Origin of the sequence: Salinicola endophyticus (assembly GCF_040536835.1) — a bacterium.
Lineage (GTDB): Bacteria > Pseudomonadota > Gammaproteobacteria > Pseudomonadales > Halomonadaceae > Salinicola > Salinicola endophyticus_A.
Window position 1 is genome coordinate 2,102,803 of the sequence record NZ_CP159578.1, and the last position, 15,442, is coordinate 2,118,244.

Genomic DNA, 15,442 nt, shown 5'->3' on the forward strand with positions numbered 1-15,442 from the left:
GATGATGGGAGCGCTGACCAAGGCTGAACTCGCCGAGCACCTGCATACGGAGCTCGGCTTCTCCAAGCGAGAAGCCAAGTACATGGTGGAGACGTTCTTCGAGGAGATTCGTGGCTGCCTACGCGAAAACGAGCAGGTGAAGCTGTCGGGGTTCGGCAACTTCGACCTGCGCGACAAGCGCGAGCGGCCGGGACGCAACCCGAAGACGGGCGAGGAGATACCGATCTCCGCCCGGCGCGTGGTCACCTTTCGACCCGGGCAGAAGCTCAAGGCCAAGGTCGAGAGCTTCGACGGCGAGCTGCAGGAGCCCTGAGCGCGACTCCGACTTCCAAGACCGCCTGCCGGCAGCCCCGGCGGGCGGTCTTGCGTTGAGACGGCGTCGGATGAGCCGCCCCGGGCGGTTGTGCTAGGCTTTGCGCGCAAAATGCCTGCGCTCGCCGACGTTGCTTACAAACTCTAAGCTCGCGCCCACGGCGGGCGGCCGCCGTGGGCGCGAGCTTTTCACCCACTCTAGACCGAATTGATATGCCCAGACTGAAGATCTACGTAGGAACCGTCTACGGCGGCGCGCTCGATGTCGCCGAGCAAATCTCGCCGCTGTTCGAGCAGGCCGGCTACGAGGTCGCCGTGATCGAGCAGCCGACGCTGGCCGATCTGGTCGACGACCGTCCCGATCTGGCGCTGTTCTGCCTCTCGACCACCGGCAGTGGAGATTTCCCCGGTGATTTCGTGGCCTTCGCGCGTGCCCTCAAGGAGACGCCGCCGGCGCTGAACGGGTTGCGCTACGGTCTGATCGCGCTGGGCGACAGCTCCTATGGCGACACCTTCTGCGGCTCCGGTCGGGCGCTCGACGACATCCTCACCGACCTTGGCGCGCAGCGTCTGTGTGAGCGCCTGGAGATCGATGCCATGGAGACCTTCATGGCGGATGACGCCGCGCTGCCGTGGGTCGAGACGTGGATCGCCGAGCAGGGGCTGGGCGTATGAGTGACACCACCACCTCGGCGCGGGCATTGACCGCGACCCGTTTCAGCACGCTGCTGGGACTATGGCTGGTGATGCTGCTCTCGCTGCCGCGCTACTGGCTGCTCGGTGACCAGACCCGTCTGGCCCTGCTGGGCGCCTTCGTGGTGGCGGTGAGTGTGGCGCTGGCGGTGATCTGGCGGCTGATGTCGACGGCGGAGCGCGGCCGCTGCCCGCGGGCCATCCGTCATCTGCTGATCTGCCTGGTGGTGGCACTGGTGGTGGTGGCCGGCTGGCATATGCTCAGCGGTGCCGGCGTGGTCTGGGCGGTGACCCTCTCCCAGGGCATGGCGCTGGGGCTGGTGCTGCACGTGGTGCTGCGGCTATGGCGGCGTCGCGGAGAGTAGCAGTACGGAAGGGCGCAGGCGCCAACGCAGAGACCAAAGCCAACGGGCGACGGGGAGATCCCCGTCGCCCGTTGGCGTCATGGCCTGCCGCCCGCGCCGCGCGGGTGCTGGCTCAGTGCGGTGGGGCGAGCGTGTAGCAGGGCACGTATTCGCTACCCGGCAGCTTCATGCGTCCCTGGGCCACGAAGGAGGTGAGCAGGGCGTCGAGGCGCTCCATCAGCTCGGGCTCGGCATGCAGGCGGAAGGGGCCGTGCTCGGCGATCGCGCGCACCCCCGGCTCTTTGACGTTGCCGGCGACGATACCGGAGAACGCCCGGCGAAGGTTGGCGGCCAGCTCGTGGCGCGGCTGGTCACGATGCAGCGCCAGGCCTGCCATGGCCTGGTGGGTCGGCTCGAACGTCTGCTGGAAACCGCGCTCGATATTGAGACGCCAGTTGAAGTAGAAGGCGTCGTTCTGGGCGCGACGAAATTCGGCGACATCGTCGATGCCGCGGCGCATCTCGCGGGCGACGCTGGTCGGGTCGTCGACGATGATGCGGTAGTGGCGACGCACCGACTCACCCAGCGTATAGCAGAGAAACTCGTCGATGCGCTGGAAATAGTCGCTGGCGCTGGCCGGCCCGGTCAGGATCACCGGGAAGGGGATATCGCGGTTGTCCGGATGCATCAGGATGCCGAGCAGATAGAGAATCTCCTCGGCGGTGCCGACCCCGCCGGGGAACACCACGATGCCGTGACCCACGCGCACGAAGGCCTCGAGGCGTTTCTCGATGTCCGGCATGATCACCAGCTCGTTGACGATCGGATTGGGCGACTCCGCGGCGATGATGCCGGGTTCGGAGATCCCCAGGTAGCGACCGCCGCGTCGGCGCTGCTTGGCGTGGGCCAGGTTGGCGCCCTTCATCGGGCCCTTCATGGCCCCCGGGCCACAGCCGGTGCAGATGTCGAGTTCACGCAGCCCCAGATGGTAGCCCACCGCCTTGGTGTAGTCGTACTCCTCGCGGCTGATCGAGTGACCGCCCCAGCACACCACCATGCTCGGCTCGTGAGCGGTACGCAGGGTGCTGGCGTTGCGCAGGATATGGAACACCGCGTTGGTGGCACCCTCGTTGGTGTCGAGGTCGAAGCGCGGGTTGTTCTGAATCTCGTTGTAGACGTAGACGATATCGCGCAGGACCGAGGAGAGCTGCTCACGGATGCCGCGGATCATGCGGCCGTCGACAAAGGCGCAGGCCGGGGCGTTGGAGAGCTTCAGGCGGATGCCACGGTCCTGCTGCAGCACCTCGATATCGAAATCGTGATACGCCTGCATCACCGCCAGGCCGTCGTCGGTAGGGGTGTCGCAGTTGAGGATCGCCAGCGCGCAGCGCCGCAGCAGATCGTGCAGACCGCTGCTCGAGGTATCGCGCAGGCGGTTGACTTCGGACTGGGAGAGAACTTCGAGGCTTCCTTCTGGGGAGACGATGGTGGAAAGCGTCTCGGGCATGGCCATTTCCTTGCGCAGAGAGCGCCCGCCGCGGCGGGCGATATGGGGATTATTGGGGGGTACGGTCGACGGCGCGCTGCCATAGCGCGGCGATCTGCGCGCGATCGGCGTCGCTCATGCCGTCCTGGGCGAAGGTGCTCTCGAGCCACTGCCAGTAGGTGGCGTCGAAATCCTCCGCCACCACCTCGGCAGGATCGTAGTCGGCCATCTCCTGGACCAGACCGATCTGCGGAATCATGTAGCCGAGAGCGAACAGGTCGTTCTCCGCGGCGTTCTCTTCCATCTCGAGCAGGGTGCGCTGGACGGCCTGGGCGCGTTGCGCGAAGGGATCTGACATAGGATTCTGAACTATCCGAACAAATGGGTTCAGGCATGCTAACACGGGTGTTGGCACGGCGCAGTGACACCGGCGGCGGTGCGTCTCGAGCCATAAATTGCTATGATGGGTAAGCGGCTATGATGACAATCAGACGTTATCCAGCCCCGGTGACGCGACGTTTTCGCGTTCTTTGGCTCTTCCTACCCTGCCTGCGTGAGTGAATCGCGTTTTTCCATGTTCAACGCCCAGTATTTTCGTACCTTCATGATGCTCGTCGAGACCGGCAGCTTCACCCAGACCGCGGGCAAGCTCGACATGACCCAGCCCGGGGTCAGCCAGCATGTGCGCAAGCTCGAGGAGTACCTCGGGCGTTCGCTGCTCAACCGCCAGGGGCGCAAGTTCTCGCTGACCGATGCCGGCCGCCGCGCCTACGACTATGCGGTCAAGCTGTTCGCCGAGCACGAGTATTTCCGTCACTCGCTGGACGATGACTCTCCCGATAGCGGCGAATGCCGTATCGCTTCCCCGGGCAGTGTGGGGCTGATGTTCTATCCGTTTCTGCTCGGCTATCAGCAGATGCACCCTGGGCTCACGGTCAACTACAGCTTCGCCTTCAATCACGAGATCGCCGCCGACGTGCTGGCCGGGCGCTACGACGTGGGCATCGTCACCGAGGTGGGCAAGCAGCCGGATCTGCACTTCGAGGCGTGGCACCAGGAGCCGTTGTGCCTGGTGGTGCCGGCGGATTTCGCCGGCACCACCTTCGCCGAGCTGCAGGCGCTGGGCTTCGTCAATTACACCGACGGCAATACCAACGCCAGCCTGGTGCTGCGCAACAACTTCGGCGGCGAGTTCCGCAGCATGACGCACTTTCCGCGTCAGGGATTCACCAACGAAGTGGGGCAGGTACTGGATGCGGTCGCCCGTGGGCTGGGGTTCACCGTGGTCTCGCGACCGGTACTGGAGACCTCGCCATGGCAGCGCCAGGTGCGCGAGCTACCACTGGCGCAGCCGGTCTACGACACCCTCTATCTGGTCACCCGGAGCGACGTCGAGCTGCCCAAGCGCTACCGGCAGCTGCTCGAGACCTTCCGTCAGCAGCGCCTCAACTCGCTCTACGGCTACAGCGAGCTGCCGTCTCTGGAGGGTGCCTAATCGAGTCGGGACGTCGGGACGCAATGTCTGGATAGTATGACTGGATAGCATGGCGAGTGCTCAGAGACGCCAATCGGCCTGAGACATACATGGCCCGCCACCGGGTCGATGTGTTCCCCAAAAACAGCAGCGGCCGCTCGATGAGCGGCCGCTGCTTTTTGGGCGCATGGGTCTTTTGCGCGTGCCTCAGACGGCGTCGCGGTAGGCGTCCATCGGCGGGCAGCTGCAGATCAGGTTACGGTCGCCGAATACGTTGTCGACCCGGTTGACTGCCGGCCAGTACTTGGCTTCCCGCGAGGCCTGCGAGGGGAAGGCGCCGAGTTCGCGGGAGTAAGCGCGCTCCCAGTGTTCGGCGGCCAGGTCGGCCATGGTGTGGGGGGCCATCACCAGCGGATTGTCGTCCTTGGGCCAGGTGCCGTTCTCGACCTGGGTGATCTCCTCACGAATCGCGATCATGGCGTCGCAGAAACGGTCGATCTCGTAGCGCGACTCGGACTCGGTCGGCTCGACCATCAGCGTACCGGCGACCGGGAAGGACATGGTCGGGGCGTGGAAACCGTAATCCATCAAGCGCTTGGCGATATCCTCCTCGCCGATCCCCGACGTCGCCTTGAGCGGGCGGATGTCGAGAATGCACTCATGGGCCACGGTGCCGTTGGCGCCGCGATAGAGCACGGGGTAGTGCCGTTCGAGTCGCTTGGCGATGTAGTTGGCGTTGAGTATCGCCAGCTCGGTCGCCTCGCGCAGCCCGCGCGCACCCATCATCTTGATGTAGGCCCACGAGATCGGCAGGATCGAGGCGCTGCCGAAGGCCGCCGCGGAGACCGCGCCGGCAGCCGGATCGATCCCTTCCTGTGGGGTCACCACGTGATTGGGCAGATGATGTGCCAGGTGCGCCTTGACCCCGATCGGGCCCATGCCCGGACCACCGCCGCCATGGGGGATGCAGAACGTCTTGTGCAGATTGAGGTGCGAGACGTCGCCGCCGTAGTCGCCGGGGCGGCAGAGGCCGACCTGGGCGTTCATGTTGGCGCCATCGATATAGACCTGGCCGCCATGCTCATGGACGATCTGACAGGCGTCGCGGACGCTCTCCTCGAACACGCCGTGGGTGGAAGGGTAGGTGAGCATGATCGCCGACAGCCGCTCACTGTACTTCACCGCCTTGGCCTGCAGGTCGCTCAGGTCGATGTTGCCGTCGCGGTCACACTCCACCACCACCACCTGCATCTGCGCCATCGCCGCCGAGGCCGGGTTGGTGCCGTGGGCCGAGCTGGGGATCAGGCAGATATCGCGATGTCCCTCGCCGTTGGCCTGCTGATAGCGGCGAATCGCCACCAGGCCCGCGTACTCGCCCTGGGCCCCCGAGTTCGGCTGCATCGAAATGGCATCGTAACCGGTGATCTCGACCAGGAAGTCGCTCAGTTCGGTAATCATCTGGCGGTAGCCCGCGACCTGCTCGGCGGGCGCGAAGGGGTGGATATTGGCGAACTCGGGCCAGGTGATCGGGATCATCTCGCTGGTGGCGTTGAGCTTCATGGTGCACGAGCCCAGCGGGATCATCGCATGGGTCAGCGACAGATCGCGGTTTTCCAGGCGTTTGAGATAGCGCAGCATCTCCGTCTCGCTGCGGAAGCGCTGGAAGTTGGGGTGGGTCAGGAAGTCACTGTGGCGTGTAAGCGCCGCGGGAATGCCGGTGATCGCCTCGCGCTGGGCCTGGCGATCGAGCTCGCTCACCGAGAGGCCGTGCTCGTCGCCCAGCAGCACGTCGAACAGCTCGGCCAGATCGGCTGCGGTGGTGGTCTCGTTGAGGCTCACGCCGACTTCGCCGTCGCCGGGATAGCGCAGGTTGAGCTCGCGGGTCAGCGCGCGCCCCTGGATGCGGTGGCTGTCGACCCCGCACAGGGTCAGGGTGTCGAACCAGCTGTCGTGCTTGAACGCGACACCGTGCTGGGCCAGGCCTGTCGCCAGCAGCGAGGTGAGGCGGTGGATGCGGGTGGCGATGGTGCGCAGCCCTTCGGCGCCGTGATAGGTGGCGTAGAAGCCGGCGATGTTGGCCAGCAGCGCCTGGGCGGTACAGATATTGGAGGTCGCCTTCTCGCGCCGGATATGCTGTTCGCGGGTCTGCATCGCCATGCGCAGCGCCGGGCGGCCGCGGCTGTCCCTGGAGACGCCGATCACCCGACCCGGCAGCGAGCGCTTGAGCGCGTCGCTGGCGGCGAAGTAGGCCGCGTGCGGGCCGCCGTAGCCCATCGGCACGCCGAAGCGCTGGGAGTTGCCGAGCACGATGTCGGCGCCCATCTCGCCCGGCGGCTTGAGCAGCACCAGGCTCATCAGATCGGCGGCGACGCAGGTCATGATCTGGCGCTCGCCGGCGGCCGCGATCAGCGCTTCGAGATCCGCGGGGACTTCACCATCGACCCCGGGGTACTGCAGCAGGGCCCCGAACACCTCCTCGTCGGCCAGGCGCGCGCGCGGGGCAATGACCAGCTCGAAGCCGAGATAAGCCGCTCGCGTACGCAGCACGTCGAGGGTCTGCGGCAGCACGTCGTCGGCGACGAAGAAGCGCTCGCTCTTGTTCTTCTTGTTGGCGCGCCGGCACAGCGCCATCGCCTCGGCGGCGGCAGTCGCCTCGTCGAGCAATGAGGCGTTGGCGATCGCCATGCCGGTCAGATCCATCACCATCTGCTGGAAGTTGAGCAGACCCTCGAGACGCCCCTGGGCGATTTCCGGCTGGTACGGCGTGTAGGCGGTGTACCAGCCCGGGTTCTCGAGCACGTTGCGCTGAATCACCGGCGGCAGATGAGTGGGGTAGTAGCCTTGGCCGATGTAGCTCTTGAATACCCGATTCTGACGCGCCAGGCCCTTGAGATAGTCGAGCGCCTCCGCCTCACCCTTGGGGCCATCCAGCGCCAGTTCCCGGTTCAGGCGGATGCCCTGGGGCACGGTCTGCTCGATCAGCGTCGGCAGCGAGGTCATGCCGAGCGTTTTGAGCATCGCGGTGACGTCTTCACCGCTCGGGCCGTTGTGGCGCTTGAGGAAATCGTCGTGGTTGGCCAGCTCGGCCAGGGTGCGGGTATCGGTAGGCATGGTGCGTCCAGCGGATCGGCGGTGGGAGAGAGGCCACCCGGCGGAGCGGGTGGCCGCGACTGGGGCGAGTGGGTCAGTCGTCCTGATCTGCCTCGGCGGCGACCAGGTCCGCATAGGCTTCGGCGGAGAGCAGTGACTCCAGCTCACCCTGATCGGCCAGCTTGAGCTTGAGAATCCAGCCATCGCTGTAGGGCGAGTCGTTGACGGTCTCGGGGGCGTCCTCGAGCGTTTCGTTGACCTCGAGAATCTCGCCGGCCAGCGGTGCATAGAGATCGGAGGCTGCCTTCACCGACTCGATGACACCGAATTCGTCACCAGCGTCGAGGCTCTTGCCCGGCTCGGGCAGTTCGACGAAGACGACGTCGCCCAGCGCTTCCTGGGCATGGTCGGTGATGCCGACAGTGACGCTGCCGTCGCCGTTGTCCAGCACCCATTCGTGGCTATCGGTATAGAGCAGGTTGTTGGGGATATCGCTCATGAGGGTTTCCTATAAGAAACGTGTTTCGGCACAAGAGACTCTGGGGAGCATTATGCATCAATGTCTCGTCAATTGGCATAGGCTCGCGACTGCCATGGCCGCGATCGCCGCCGCCACGCTCCTAGGTTGGGGCGAGAAGGCGCCGACGTCCAGTGGCAACCGCTTGCATGAGCTCACGGCCTCGTCACTGGCGGCTCGCGCCGGCTGAGTCTGCAGCGTACGTGAGACTAGAGAGGCCGATGGTGGGCCGTGTGAGTCGGGTCCTGCGCGGTTGGCGATCGAAAGTGGCGTTCCTGATTGGGGTGCGTGTTTCTTATCGGAAACACGAACGCTTTTCGCGCCAGACCTTTTCGCATAAGGTTAGCGACATCCTCCGTGTCGTCGCTGCCGATCCGCCATTGGGCTGATTGTGAAAGCGCAGCATAATCCTCTATCGTTGCAGGGTTTTTTTCGACACAAGCGTCTAGGGTCTGTACGAAACTGCCTGCGCCGGCCGGCTTTTCGTGCAAATTCTAGGACGTCGCCCCACGGCTCGCCGTCGGGGCGCTGGGCAATAACAATCTCAACAGGGGGTTGCCGTGGAACTTTTGACCAATATCTTCGGATCCATCAACGGGGTCGTGTGGGGCCCGCTGATGCTGATACTGCTGTTCGGAGTGGGTATCTACCTCCAGCTGGGCCTCAAGCTGCTGCCGATCCGCAAGCTCGGCCTCGGCTTCAGTCTGCTGTGGCAGGGGCGTCGGAGTGCCGACGACGATCGCAACGATGGCGAGATCTCGCCGTTCAACGCGCTGATGACCGCACTTTCGGCAACCATCGGTACGGGCAATATCGCCGGCGTGGCGACGGCGATCGCGCTCGGCGGCCCCGGAGCGGTGTTCTGGATGTGGCTCACCGCGCTGGTCGGCATGGCGACCAAGTTCTCCGAGGCGGTGCTGGCGGTGCGCTATCGCGAGACCGACTCCGAGGGTAACCATGTCGGCGGGCCGATGTACTACATCCGTAACGGTCTCGGCCGGCGCTGGGCCTGGCTCGGCGGGCTGTTCGCCTTCTTCGGTGCGGTGGCTGCATTCGGTATCGGCAATACGGTGCAGGCCAACTCGGTGGCGGATGCGTTGACCACCTCCTTCGGCGTGCCGGCGTGGCTGACCGGGGTGATCATAATGCTGCTGGCGGGTGCTGTGATCCTCGGGGGGATCAAGCGTATCTCCCAGGTCGCGGGCAAGCTGGTGCCGCTGATGGCGGTGGCTTACGTGGTCTCGGGGCTGATCATTCTGGCCATCAACGTCGACCAGATCGGCAGCGCCTTTGCCTTGATCTTCAACCACGCCTTCAATCCGATCGCCGCCACCGGTGGTTTCGCCGGTGCTGCCGTGGCTGCAGCGATTCGCTTCGGTGTGGCCCGCGGGATTTTCTCCAACGAGGCGGGCCTGGGCAGTGCGCCGATCGCCCACGCTGCGGCTCAGACCCGCAATCCGGTGCGCCAGGGGCTGATCGCGATGCTCGGTACCTTCATCGACACCCTGGTGGTGTGCACCATGACCGCGCTGGTGATTCTCACCTCGACCCACTGGCTGGATGGTGAAAGCGGTGCCGGCTTGACCTCGCTCTCCTTCGACAGCGCGTTGCCGGGTATCGGCCAGCACGTGGTCGCCATCGCCCTGGCGGTCTTCGCTTTCACCACCATCCTCGGCTGGTCGTTCTATGGCGAGAAGTGCTTCCAGTATCTGTTCGGTGACAAGCCGATCATGCTCTACCGTATCGTCTTCGTGCTCGCGGTGCCGGTGGGCGCGATGGCCAAGCTCGACTTCATCTGGCTGGTGGCGGACACCTTCAACGCCATGATGGCGATCCCCAACCTGATCGCGCTGGCACTGCTGTCACCGGTGGTGTTCAAGCTGACCCGCGATCACTTCGCCGGCAAGACGGTGCTGCCGGGCGAGGAGCTCGAACGCCACCGCGACTGACGCTGCGGGCGGGCTGCTGTTTCGTGCAGCGGCCCCTCGGCGCGGTTTCCCCCTCGATCCGATCTGGAGAATCCACCATGTCCGACCTCAAACAGACGCCGCTTCACGCCCTGCATCAAGAGCTGGGTGGCAAGATGGTGCCCTTCGCCGGCTACAGCATGCCGGTTCAGTTCCCCCTCGGGGTCAAGAAGGAGCACGAGCACACCCGTCAAGCCTGCGGCCTGTTCGATGTCTCCCACATGGGCCAGGTGCGGGTGACCGGCCCGGCGCCGGCCCAGGCGATGGAGACCCTGGTGTGTGCGGACGTGGTGGGTATCCCCGAAGGGGGGCAGCGCTATGCGCTGTTCACCAACAGCGAGGGCGGCATCCTCGACGATCTGATGATCGTCAACCAGGGCGATGCGCTCTACGTGGTGGTCAACGCCGCCTGCAAGGACGAGGACGTTGCGCTGATGCGGGTCGGGCTGGATGCCGAGCACGAGGTGGAGGTGCTCGACCGTGCGCTGCTGGCGCTGCAGGGCCCGCAGGCCAGCCAAGTGATGGCGCGGCTGTGCCCCGCGGCGTGCGAGCTCAGCTTCATGCAGCATGGGCGGTTCGAGGTCGACGGCGACAGCCTGTGGATCAGCCGCAGCGGCTATACCGGCGAAGATGGCTTCGAGATCTCGGTCGCCGCCGGGGCCGCCGAAAAGCTGGCGCGCTGGTTCCTGGCCCAGACGGAGGTGGCGCCGATCGGTCTGGGCGCACGCGACTCGCTGCGCCTGGAGGCAGGGCTGTGCCTCTACGGCCACGATATCGATACCACCACCACGCCGGTGGAGGCGAGCCTCGCCTGGGCGGTGGGCAAGGCGCGCCGGGTGGGCGGCGAGCGCGAAGCGGGCTTCCCCGGCGCGGATATCATCCTGCACCAGATGCAGGCCAAGGATCATCGGCGCAAGCGGGTCGGGCTGGTCGGCGAGGGGCGGGCCCCGGTGCGCGAGGGTTGCGCGCTCTACGACGCCGATGACAATGCCGTTGGCGAGGTCACCTCCGGCAGCTTCGGCCCCAGTGTCGGAGTGCCGGTGGCCATGGCTTACGTCAAGGTCGAGGCGGCGCAGCTAGATACCACGCTGTATGCCGATGTGCGCGGCAAGCGCTTGCCGATGCGCGTCAGCCGGATGCCGTTCGTCGAGGCCAACTATCGGCGCTGAGCGCTGGCGGTAAGGCTGAACCACGATGTCGCTTTGCCCTATTTATACCGTTATCTTGTTTTGTCACAGTTAACGTTCCGAAGCCTCCCATACGGGAGGCTTTTTTTGTTATTCAGAATCGGGCAGGCAGGGTATCAGGGGGCGCCGTCGACAAGCTGACGAGATCGTCATCGCGGTCAGAGGTGGTGCGTGTGGAATCGGCTCAGCCGTGGACGCGGCGGAAGGTGAGGCTGATGCGGGGGCCGGGGATCGCCCGTGGGGCCAGGGCATGCTGCCAGCGGGACTGGGCGCCGGGGCCCATCAACAGCAGACTGCCATGGGGCAACCAGACGTTGAACGCCCGCCGCCCCGGGCCCCGGCGACGCTCGCGGAAGCGTAGCGGGCGCTCGGCGCCGAGCGAGACCGCGGCGACGATCGGGTCCGGGCCCAGCTCCGGCTCGTCGTCGCTGTGCCAGCCCATGCGCTGCTGACCGTCCTGATAGCGATTGAGCAGCACGCTGTTGAATTCGGTGGTCGGCAGCTCGGCGTGGGCCAGGGCTTGCTGCACCCGAGAGGCCAGCTCGGCCACCGCCGGGTGCCAGGGTGTCGGCACCAGCTGGCTGCCGGAGTAGCGGTAGCCGGCTTCGGGGTCACCCATCCAGCACTGGGCGCGGGGGATGACATGGTCGCGCCCGTAGACGCGGATGGCGGGGCTCTCCCACGCGACCTCGTGAAGCAGGGTCTCGAGCAGCGCACTGGCCTCAGCGGGAGCGATAAAAGTATCCAGCCGGGCCAGCAGCGGCCCGCTCTCAAGCCACTGCCAGGCCTCGTGCGATAGGCTGCGGGTGTTCAAAGCGAGGGCAAGATCAACGCTGCCAACGCCTGGCTGGACCAGGCGAGTCCGGCGCCGATCAGCCCGCCGATCAGCACATCGCTCAGGTAGTGCAGCCCCAGTATCACCCGTGAGGCGGCGATCAGGCAGGCCAGGGGAAAGACCACCGGCAGCAGGCTGGGCGTGGTGGTGGCGGTGAGCAGGGTGAACATCACCGCATGCAGGGTGTGTCCGCTGGGAAAGCTGTAGCGGTCCACCGGCGGCATGCTGCAGCGAATGGTCGAGAAGGTGATGTAGGGGCGCTCGCGGCACAGGCGGGTCTTGAGCAGTCGATAGAGCAGGGCGGCGACCGCGGTGGTCAGTCCCCAGTAGATGGCGATCAGCCAGCCGCGGGCACCATGCCACAGCGGCTGGCACAGGCACAGCAGCACCCACGCAGGCCAGTCGCCCAGACGGCTGACCAGCCGGAACAGCCACAGCGTCGGCGAGTGGCGTGAGAGCTCGGCGAAGCGATGACTGAGGCGGCTCTCGAAGCGATCGAGACGTTCAAACGTGAGACGTGTAGTGCGCGGCAGCATGCTGTGGCCTCTGAACCTGGATCATGTGAGCGAGGAAGCGATCACCGATGTTGCTCCAGCTCAGGGCGGCGGCGCGTTGCCGTGCCTGACGGCCGAGCTGGGCGTAGAGTGCAGGCTGGCCACTCAGTTCGCTGGCGGCTTGAATGAAGCCGTGACGATCGTCGGCGGCGATCAGGCGCCCGTCGACGCCATCGGTGATCAGTTCCTGGGCGGCGGCGTGCTCGAAGGCGACCACGGCCAGACCGCTGGCCATGGCCTCGGGCACCACGTTGCCGAAGGTCTCGGAGAGCGAGGGAAACACGAACAGGTCAGCGCTGGCGTAATGTGCTGCCAGTGCCTCGCCGGTCTGGAAGCCGGTGAAGATCGCCTCCGGCAGCCGTCGCGCCAGTGTCTTGCGTGCCGGGCCATCGCCCACCAGGACCTGGGTCAGGGCGGGGTTGCTGCGTTGCATTGCTGCCATGCTGTCGGCGAGCAGTTCAATGTTCTTTTCCGAGGCGAGACGGCCGACATACAGCGCCACCGGCTGGTGCGGGCCGACGCCCCACTGGCGACGCAGCTCGGCGCTGCGCTTGTCGGGGGTATAGCGCTGGGCGTCGACGCCGCGGGCGAGCACCGAGACGCGTTGGTAGCCCTGACGTTCGAGATGCTGGCGCTGGGCCTGGGTGGGTACCAGGGTCGCTTCACAGCGATTGTGGAAGTAGCGCAGGCCGCGCCGCGCGATGGGGATGCTCCAGCCCAGATGGTAGTTGCTGGCATACTGGTCGAAATTGGTGTGGAAGCCGCTGACCACGGGAATCTGCAGATCGCGGGCAGCGTTGAGCGCCGACCAGCCGAGCGGCCCCTCGGTGGCGATGTAGAGCGCATCGGGGCGCTCCTGGCGCCACAGTTTCAACAGCCGCCGTCGGCACGGCAAGCCGATGTGCACGTCAGCATAGATCGGCAGCGACATGCCCCTGACATGGACGTCGCGCTCGGCCAGCTGGTCACGCTCGCCGCCGACCGGCTGCGGGCGGATCACCTGCAGGGTGACGCCCTTGGCGACGAGGTGGTTGGCCAGGTGGCGCAGCGTGTGCGCCACGCCGTTGACTTCCGGAGACCAGGTTTCGCTGACCAGGGCTATCCGCATCACGATCACTCCCTTGCACGGCGCATGACCGCGTTGGCGGCGCATACGACCGTGTTGACCCTTCCTAGATCCTGCGTATCGCGAGTGACGTCAATGCGTCAAAGCGATGACGGTTCCATGACAACCCCCAATTATCGATCAGCGTAGCACGCGCGCGGGATCGATGGGCTTGCCGCCATGACGTAGATCGAACAGCAGATGATAGTTGTTGGCGTTGGCGTCGTGGGCGATGTCGCACACGGGGTCGCCGCGCTTCACGCTCTGGCCCTCGCTCACCAGCAGCTTGCTGCAGAAGGCGTAGACGCTCTGCATGTTGTCGGCGTGGTGCAGGATCACCACCTGACCGAGCTGACGCATGCCGCTGGCGAAGCGCACCTTGCCGGCGTTGGTCGCCTTGGCCTGTGCGGGGCCGTTGGTGGAGAGCAGCATCGGTTGCAAGGTGCCGTTGGCATCGCGGCCGAAGGCGCGTGCGATGCGGTAGTTGGACAGCGGCCATGCCCAACCGTGCGCCGTGCGCGGCAGTGGGCCTGGGTCGGGCAGGCTGCGGCGCGCGGCTGGGGCGCTGCTATGCGCGCCGCTGCTGCGACTGCCGGCGCTGCCCAGAGGCACCTGAATCAGCTGGCCCACGGCGAGATTGCTCGGGTCGAGTCCCGGGTTGGCGGTCTGGACTCGCTGCGGGTCGGCGCCGAAGTAGCGTGCGATGCCGTAGAGGGTATCACCACGGCGTACCTGATAGCGGTAGGGGCCGCCACCGGGGGCGCGCTCCTGGCGCGAGGGCAGCATCAGGCGCTGGCCCACCGCCAGACGACGTGCATCGACGCCGGGGTTGAAGCGCTGCAGACGCAGCAGCGGAATGTCCGCCTGACTGGCGATCTTGCCCAGGGTGTCGCCGCGCTGGACCGTGATCCAGCCGGGGCCGGCGCGACCGTTGCCACCCCCACCGGTGGCGCAGCCGCCGAGCAGCAGGATCAGGGCCAGGAGTAGGAGGAGAGCGCCGCGTCTTTTTCCTGCCACAGGGTGTTGAGCCATGAATAAAAACGTTCCTTGTATTGGGCGTCGTCGTAACGGCCCTCGAGCATCCAGTCCGGCCGGTCGAGACGTCTGACCACCAGTGCGATCTGACCCTCGCGGCCGCACAGGAAGTCCCAGAAGTCGGGCTGCTGCCGCCGGTAGTGCAAGGTGGCGTCGAGAATGCCGTCGAGGCGCTCACCGAGCAGGCCGATCACCTGGGCCACGCCGCCGGCCTTGGGGCGCAGCAGATGCTCGAACGGGCTCGACTGGGCCTGGCGCTTGGCCGTGGTGAAGCGGGTGCCCTCGACGAAGTTGTAGATCGTCATCGGCATCTCGCGGGCGTGATCGCACATGCGCTGGGTCGCCTGACGGTCGCGCTCGGCGAGTCTGGGGTTGCGCGCCAGGCGCTCGCGGCTGTAGCGGCGCATGAACGGGAACTCCAGCGCCCACCAGGCGAGGCCGACGATGGGCACCAGGATCAGCTCGCGCTTGAGGAAGAACTTGGGCATCGGCAAGCGGCCGGTGAGCACGTAGAGCATGACGATGATATCGGTCCAACTACGGTGGTTGGCGATCACCAGCCACCACTGTGCCGGCGAGAGGCCCTGCGGCAGCTCGTGGTGAATGCGCGGGCGCAACCAGAGGCGGATCCAGACGTTGTTGGTGCGAATCCAGGCCAGGGCAAGCCAGTGCAGCCCGCCGAGCACGCGCAGGCGCGCCCGACGCGTGGGCGTGACCAGCTTGACCGCGGTGAGCGCGATCAGCGGGGTGCCCCAGAACAGGGTGTTGGCGATCAACAGTAGTACGCTGACGAGCCCCTTGAGGGTCGACATGCCATGCTCCATCAAAGACTTGGGGCAATGT

15 protein-coding genes are annotated in these 15,442 nt (G+C 65.9%); 6 read left to right on the top strand and 9 right to left on the bottom strand.

Annotated elements, in window-relative coordinates:
* Positions 1 to 4: 4 nt before the first annotated feature.
* The 3 genes from ihfA (at position 5) to ABV408_RS09460 (ending at position 1,370) form a co-directional block, all read left to right on the top strand.
* Positions 5 to 313 carry an integration host factor subunit alpha gene (ihfA, locus tag ABV408_RS09450; RefSeq protein WP_353982137.1) on the top strand — a complete coding sequence of 103 codons (309 nt, stop codon included), beginning with the start codon at positions 5 to 7 and terminating at the stop codon, positions 311 to 313.
* A 212-nt stretch (positions 314 to 525) separates the two neighbouring features.
* Entirely contained in the window at positions 526 to 987 is a 462-nt protein-coding gene (locus ABV408_RS09455; RefSeq protein WP_353982138.1) for a flavodoxin domain-containing protein, read from the top strand.
* Positions 984 to 1,370, top strand: a complete 387-nt coding sequence (locus ABV408_RS09460) for a hypothetical protein (RefSeq protein ID WP_353982139.1) — start codon at positions 984 to 986, stop codon at positions 1,368 to 1,370. The genes ABV408_RS09455 and ABV408_RS09460 overlap by 4 nt, the downstream gene beginning before the upstream one ends.
* 112 nt (positions 1,371 to 1,482) lie before the next feature.
* Here ABV408_RS09460 and ppnN read toward each other — a convergent pair whose 3' ends face one another.
* The gene (gene ppnN, locus ABV408_RS09465) at positions 1,483 to 2,856 is read right to left on the bottom strand and encodes a nucleotide 5'-monophosphate nucleosidase PpnN (RefSeq protein WP_353982140.1); all 1,374 of its coding nucleotides are present in this window, start codon (positions 2,854 to 2,856) and stop codon (positions 1,483 to 1,485) included.
* 49 nt (positions 2,857 to 2,905) lie between these two features.
* The gene (locus tag ABV408_RS09470) at positions 2,906 to 3,193 is read right to left on the bottom strand and encodes a YfcL family protein (RefSeq protein ID WP_207035435.1); all 288 of its coding nucleotides are present in this window, start codon (positions 3,191 to 3,193) and stop codon (positions 2,906 to 2,908) included.
* 216 nt (positions 3,194 to 3,409) lie between these two features.
* Between ABV408_RS09470 and ABV408_RS09475 the strand changes: the two genes are divergently transcribed.
* Positions 3,410 to 4,330, top strand: a complete 921-nt coding sequence (locus ABV408_RS09475) for a LysR family transcriptional regulator (protein ID WP_353982141.1) — start codon at positions 3,410 to 3,412, stop codon at positions 4,328 to 4,330.
* A gap of 186 nt (positions 4,331 to 4,516) precedes the next feature.
* Here ABV408_RS09475 and gcvP read toward each other — a convergent pair whose 3' ends face one another.
* Both gcvP and gcvH read right to left on the bottom strand, forming a co-directional pair.
* Positions 4,517 to 7,420 carry an aminomethyl-transferring glycine dehydrogenase gene (gcvP, locus tag ABV408_RS09480; protein WP_353982142.1) on the bottom strand — a complete coding sequence of 968 codons (2,904 nt, stop codon included), beginning with the start codon at positions 7,418 to 7,420 and terminating at the stop codon, positions 4,517 to 4,519.
* Between the two features lie 73 nt (positions 7,421 to 7,493).
* On the bottom strand, positions 7,494 to 7,898 hold the full coding sequence (gene gcvH / locus ABV408_RS09485; RefSeq protein ID WP_285952446.1) for a glycine cleavage system protein GcvH: 405 nt from the start codon (positions 7,896 to 7,898) through the stop codon (positions 7,494 to 7,496).
* 578 nt (positions 7,899 to 8,476) lie between these two features.
* Between gcvH and ABV408_RS09490 the strand changes: the two genes are divergently transcribed.
* Both ABV408_RS09490 and gcvT read left to right on the top strand, forming a co-directional pair.
* Positions 8,477 to 9,865 carry a sodium:alanine symporter family protein gene (locus tag ABV408_RS09490; RefSeq protein WP_353982143.1) on the top strand — a complete coding sequence of 463 codons (1,389 nt, stop codon included), beginning with the start codon at positions 8,477 to 8,479 and terminating at the stop codon, positions 9,863 to 9,865.
* Between the two features lie 77 nt (positions 9,866 to 9,942).
* On the top strand, positions 9,943 to 11,052 hold the full coding sequence (gcvT, locus tag ABV408_RS09495) for a glycine cleavage system aminomethyltransferase GcvT (protein ID WP_353982144.1): 1,110 nt from the start codon (positions 9,943 to 9,945) through the stop codon (positions 11,050 to 11,052).
* Between the two features lie 202 nt (positions 11,053 to 11,254).
* Here gcvT and ABV408_RS09500 read toward each other — a convergent pair whose 3' ends face one another.
* From ABV408_RS09500 to ABV408_RS09520, 5 genes are all read right to left on the bottom strand, one after another.
* The gene (locus ABV408_RS09500) at positions 11,255 to 11,884 is read right to left on the bottom strand and encodes an alpha-ketoglutarate-dependent dioxygenase AlkB (RefSeq protein WP_353982145.1); all 630 of its coding nucleotides are present in this window, start codon (positions 11,882 to 11,884) and stop codon (positions 11,255 to 11,257) included.
* A complete protein-coding gene (locus ABV408_RS09505) occupies positions 11,881 to 12,441 on the bottom strand; it encodes a phosphatase PAP2 family protein (RefSeq protein WP_353982146.1) in 561 nt (186 codons plus the stop codon). The genes ABV408_RS09500 and ABV408_RS09505 overlap by 4 nt, the downstream gene beginning before the upstream one ends.
* Positions 12,410 to 13,567, bottom strand: coding sequence for a glycosyltransferase family 1 protein (locus tag ABV408_RS09510; protein ID WP_353982147.1), 1,158 nt, complete (start codon positions 13,565 to 13,567; stop codon positions 12,410 to 12,412). Before ABV408_RS09510 ends, ABV408_RS09505 begins: the two co-directional genes overlap by 32 nt.
* Before the next feature lie 138 nt (positions 13,568 to 13,705).
* Positions 13,706 to 14,596, bottom strand: coding sequence for a M23 family metallopeptidase (locus ABV408_RS09515; RefSeq protein WP_353982148.1), 891 nt, complete (start codon positions 14,594 to 14,596; stop codon positions 13,706 to 13,708).
* Positions 14,536 to 15,411, bottom strand: a complete 876-nt coding sequence (locus tag ABV408_RS09520) for an acyltransferase (RefSeq protein WP_353982149.1) — start codon at positions 15,409 to 15,411, stop codon at positions 14,536 to 14,538. The genes ABV408_RS09515 and ABV408_RS09520 overlap by 61 nt, the downstream gene beginning before the upstream one ends.
* Between the last annotated feature and the right edge of the window lie 31 nt (positions 15,412 to 15,442).

Bases quoted from the DNA above. Each gene is read 5' to 3' on its own strand.
- ihfA (WP_353982137.1), top strand. From the start codon at position 5: ATGGGAGCGCTGACCAAGGCTGAACTCGCCGAGCACCTGCATACGGAG.
- ABV408_RS09455 (WP_353982138.1), top strand. From the start codon at position 526: ATGCCCAGACTGAAGATCTACGTAGGAACCGTCTACGGCGGCGCGCTC.
- ABV408_RS09460 (WP_353982139.1), top strand. From the start codon at position 984: ATGAGTGACACCACCACCTCGGCGCGGGCATTGACCGCGACCCGTTTC.
- ppnN (WP_353982140.1), bottom strand. From the start codon at position 2,856: ATGCCCGAGACGCTTTCCACCATCGTCTCCCCAGAAGGAAGCCTCGAA.
- ABV408_RS09470 (WP_207035435.1), bottom strand. From the start codon at position 3,193: ATGTCAGATCCCTTCGCGCAACGCGCCCAGGCCGTCCAGCGCACCCTG.
- ABV408_RS09475 (WP_353982141.1), top strand. From the start codon at position 3,410: ATGTTCAACGCCCAGTATTTTCGTACCTTCATGATGCTCGTCGAGACC.
- gcvP (WP_353982142.1), bottom strand. From the start codon at position 7,420: ATGCCTACCGATACCCGCACCCTGGCCGAGCTGGCCAACCACGACGAT.
- gcvH (WP_285952446.1), bottom strand. From the start codon at position 7,898: ATGAGCGATATCCCCAACAACCTGCTCTATACCGATAGCCACGAATGG.
- gcvT (WP_353982144.1), top strand. From the start codon at position 9,943: ATGTCCGACCTCAAACAGACGCCGCTTCACGCCCTGCATCAAGAGCTG.
- ABV408_RS09505 (WP_353982146.1), bottom strand. From the start codon at position 12,441: ATGCTGCCGCGCACTACACGTCTCACGTTTGAACGTCTCGATCGCTTC.
- ABV408_RS09510 (WP_353982147.1), bottom strand. From the start codon at position 13,567: ATGCGGATAGCCCTGGTCAGCGAAACCTGGTCTCCGGAAGTCAACGGC.
- ABV408_RS09515 (WP_353982148.1), bottom strand. From the start codon at position 14,596: ATGGCTCAACACCCTGTGGCAGGAAAAAGACGCGGCGCTCTCCTCCTA.
- ABV408_RS09520 (WP_353982149.1), bottom strand. From the start codon at position 15,411: ATGTCGACCCTCAAGGGGCTCGTCAGCGTACTACTGTTGATCGCCAAC.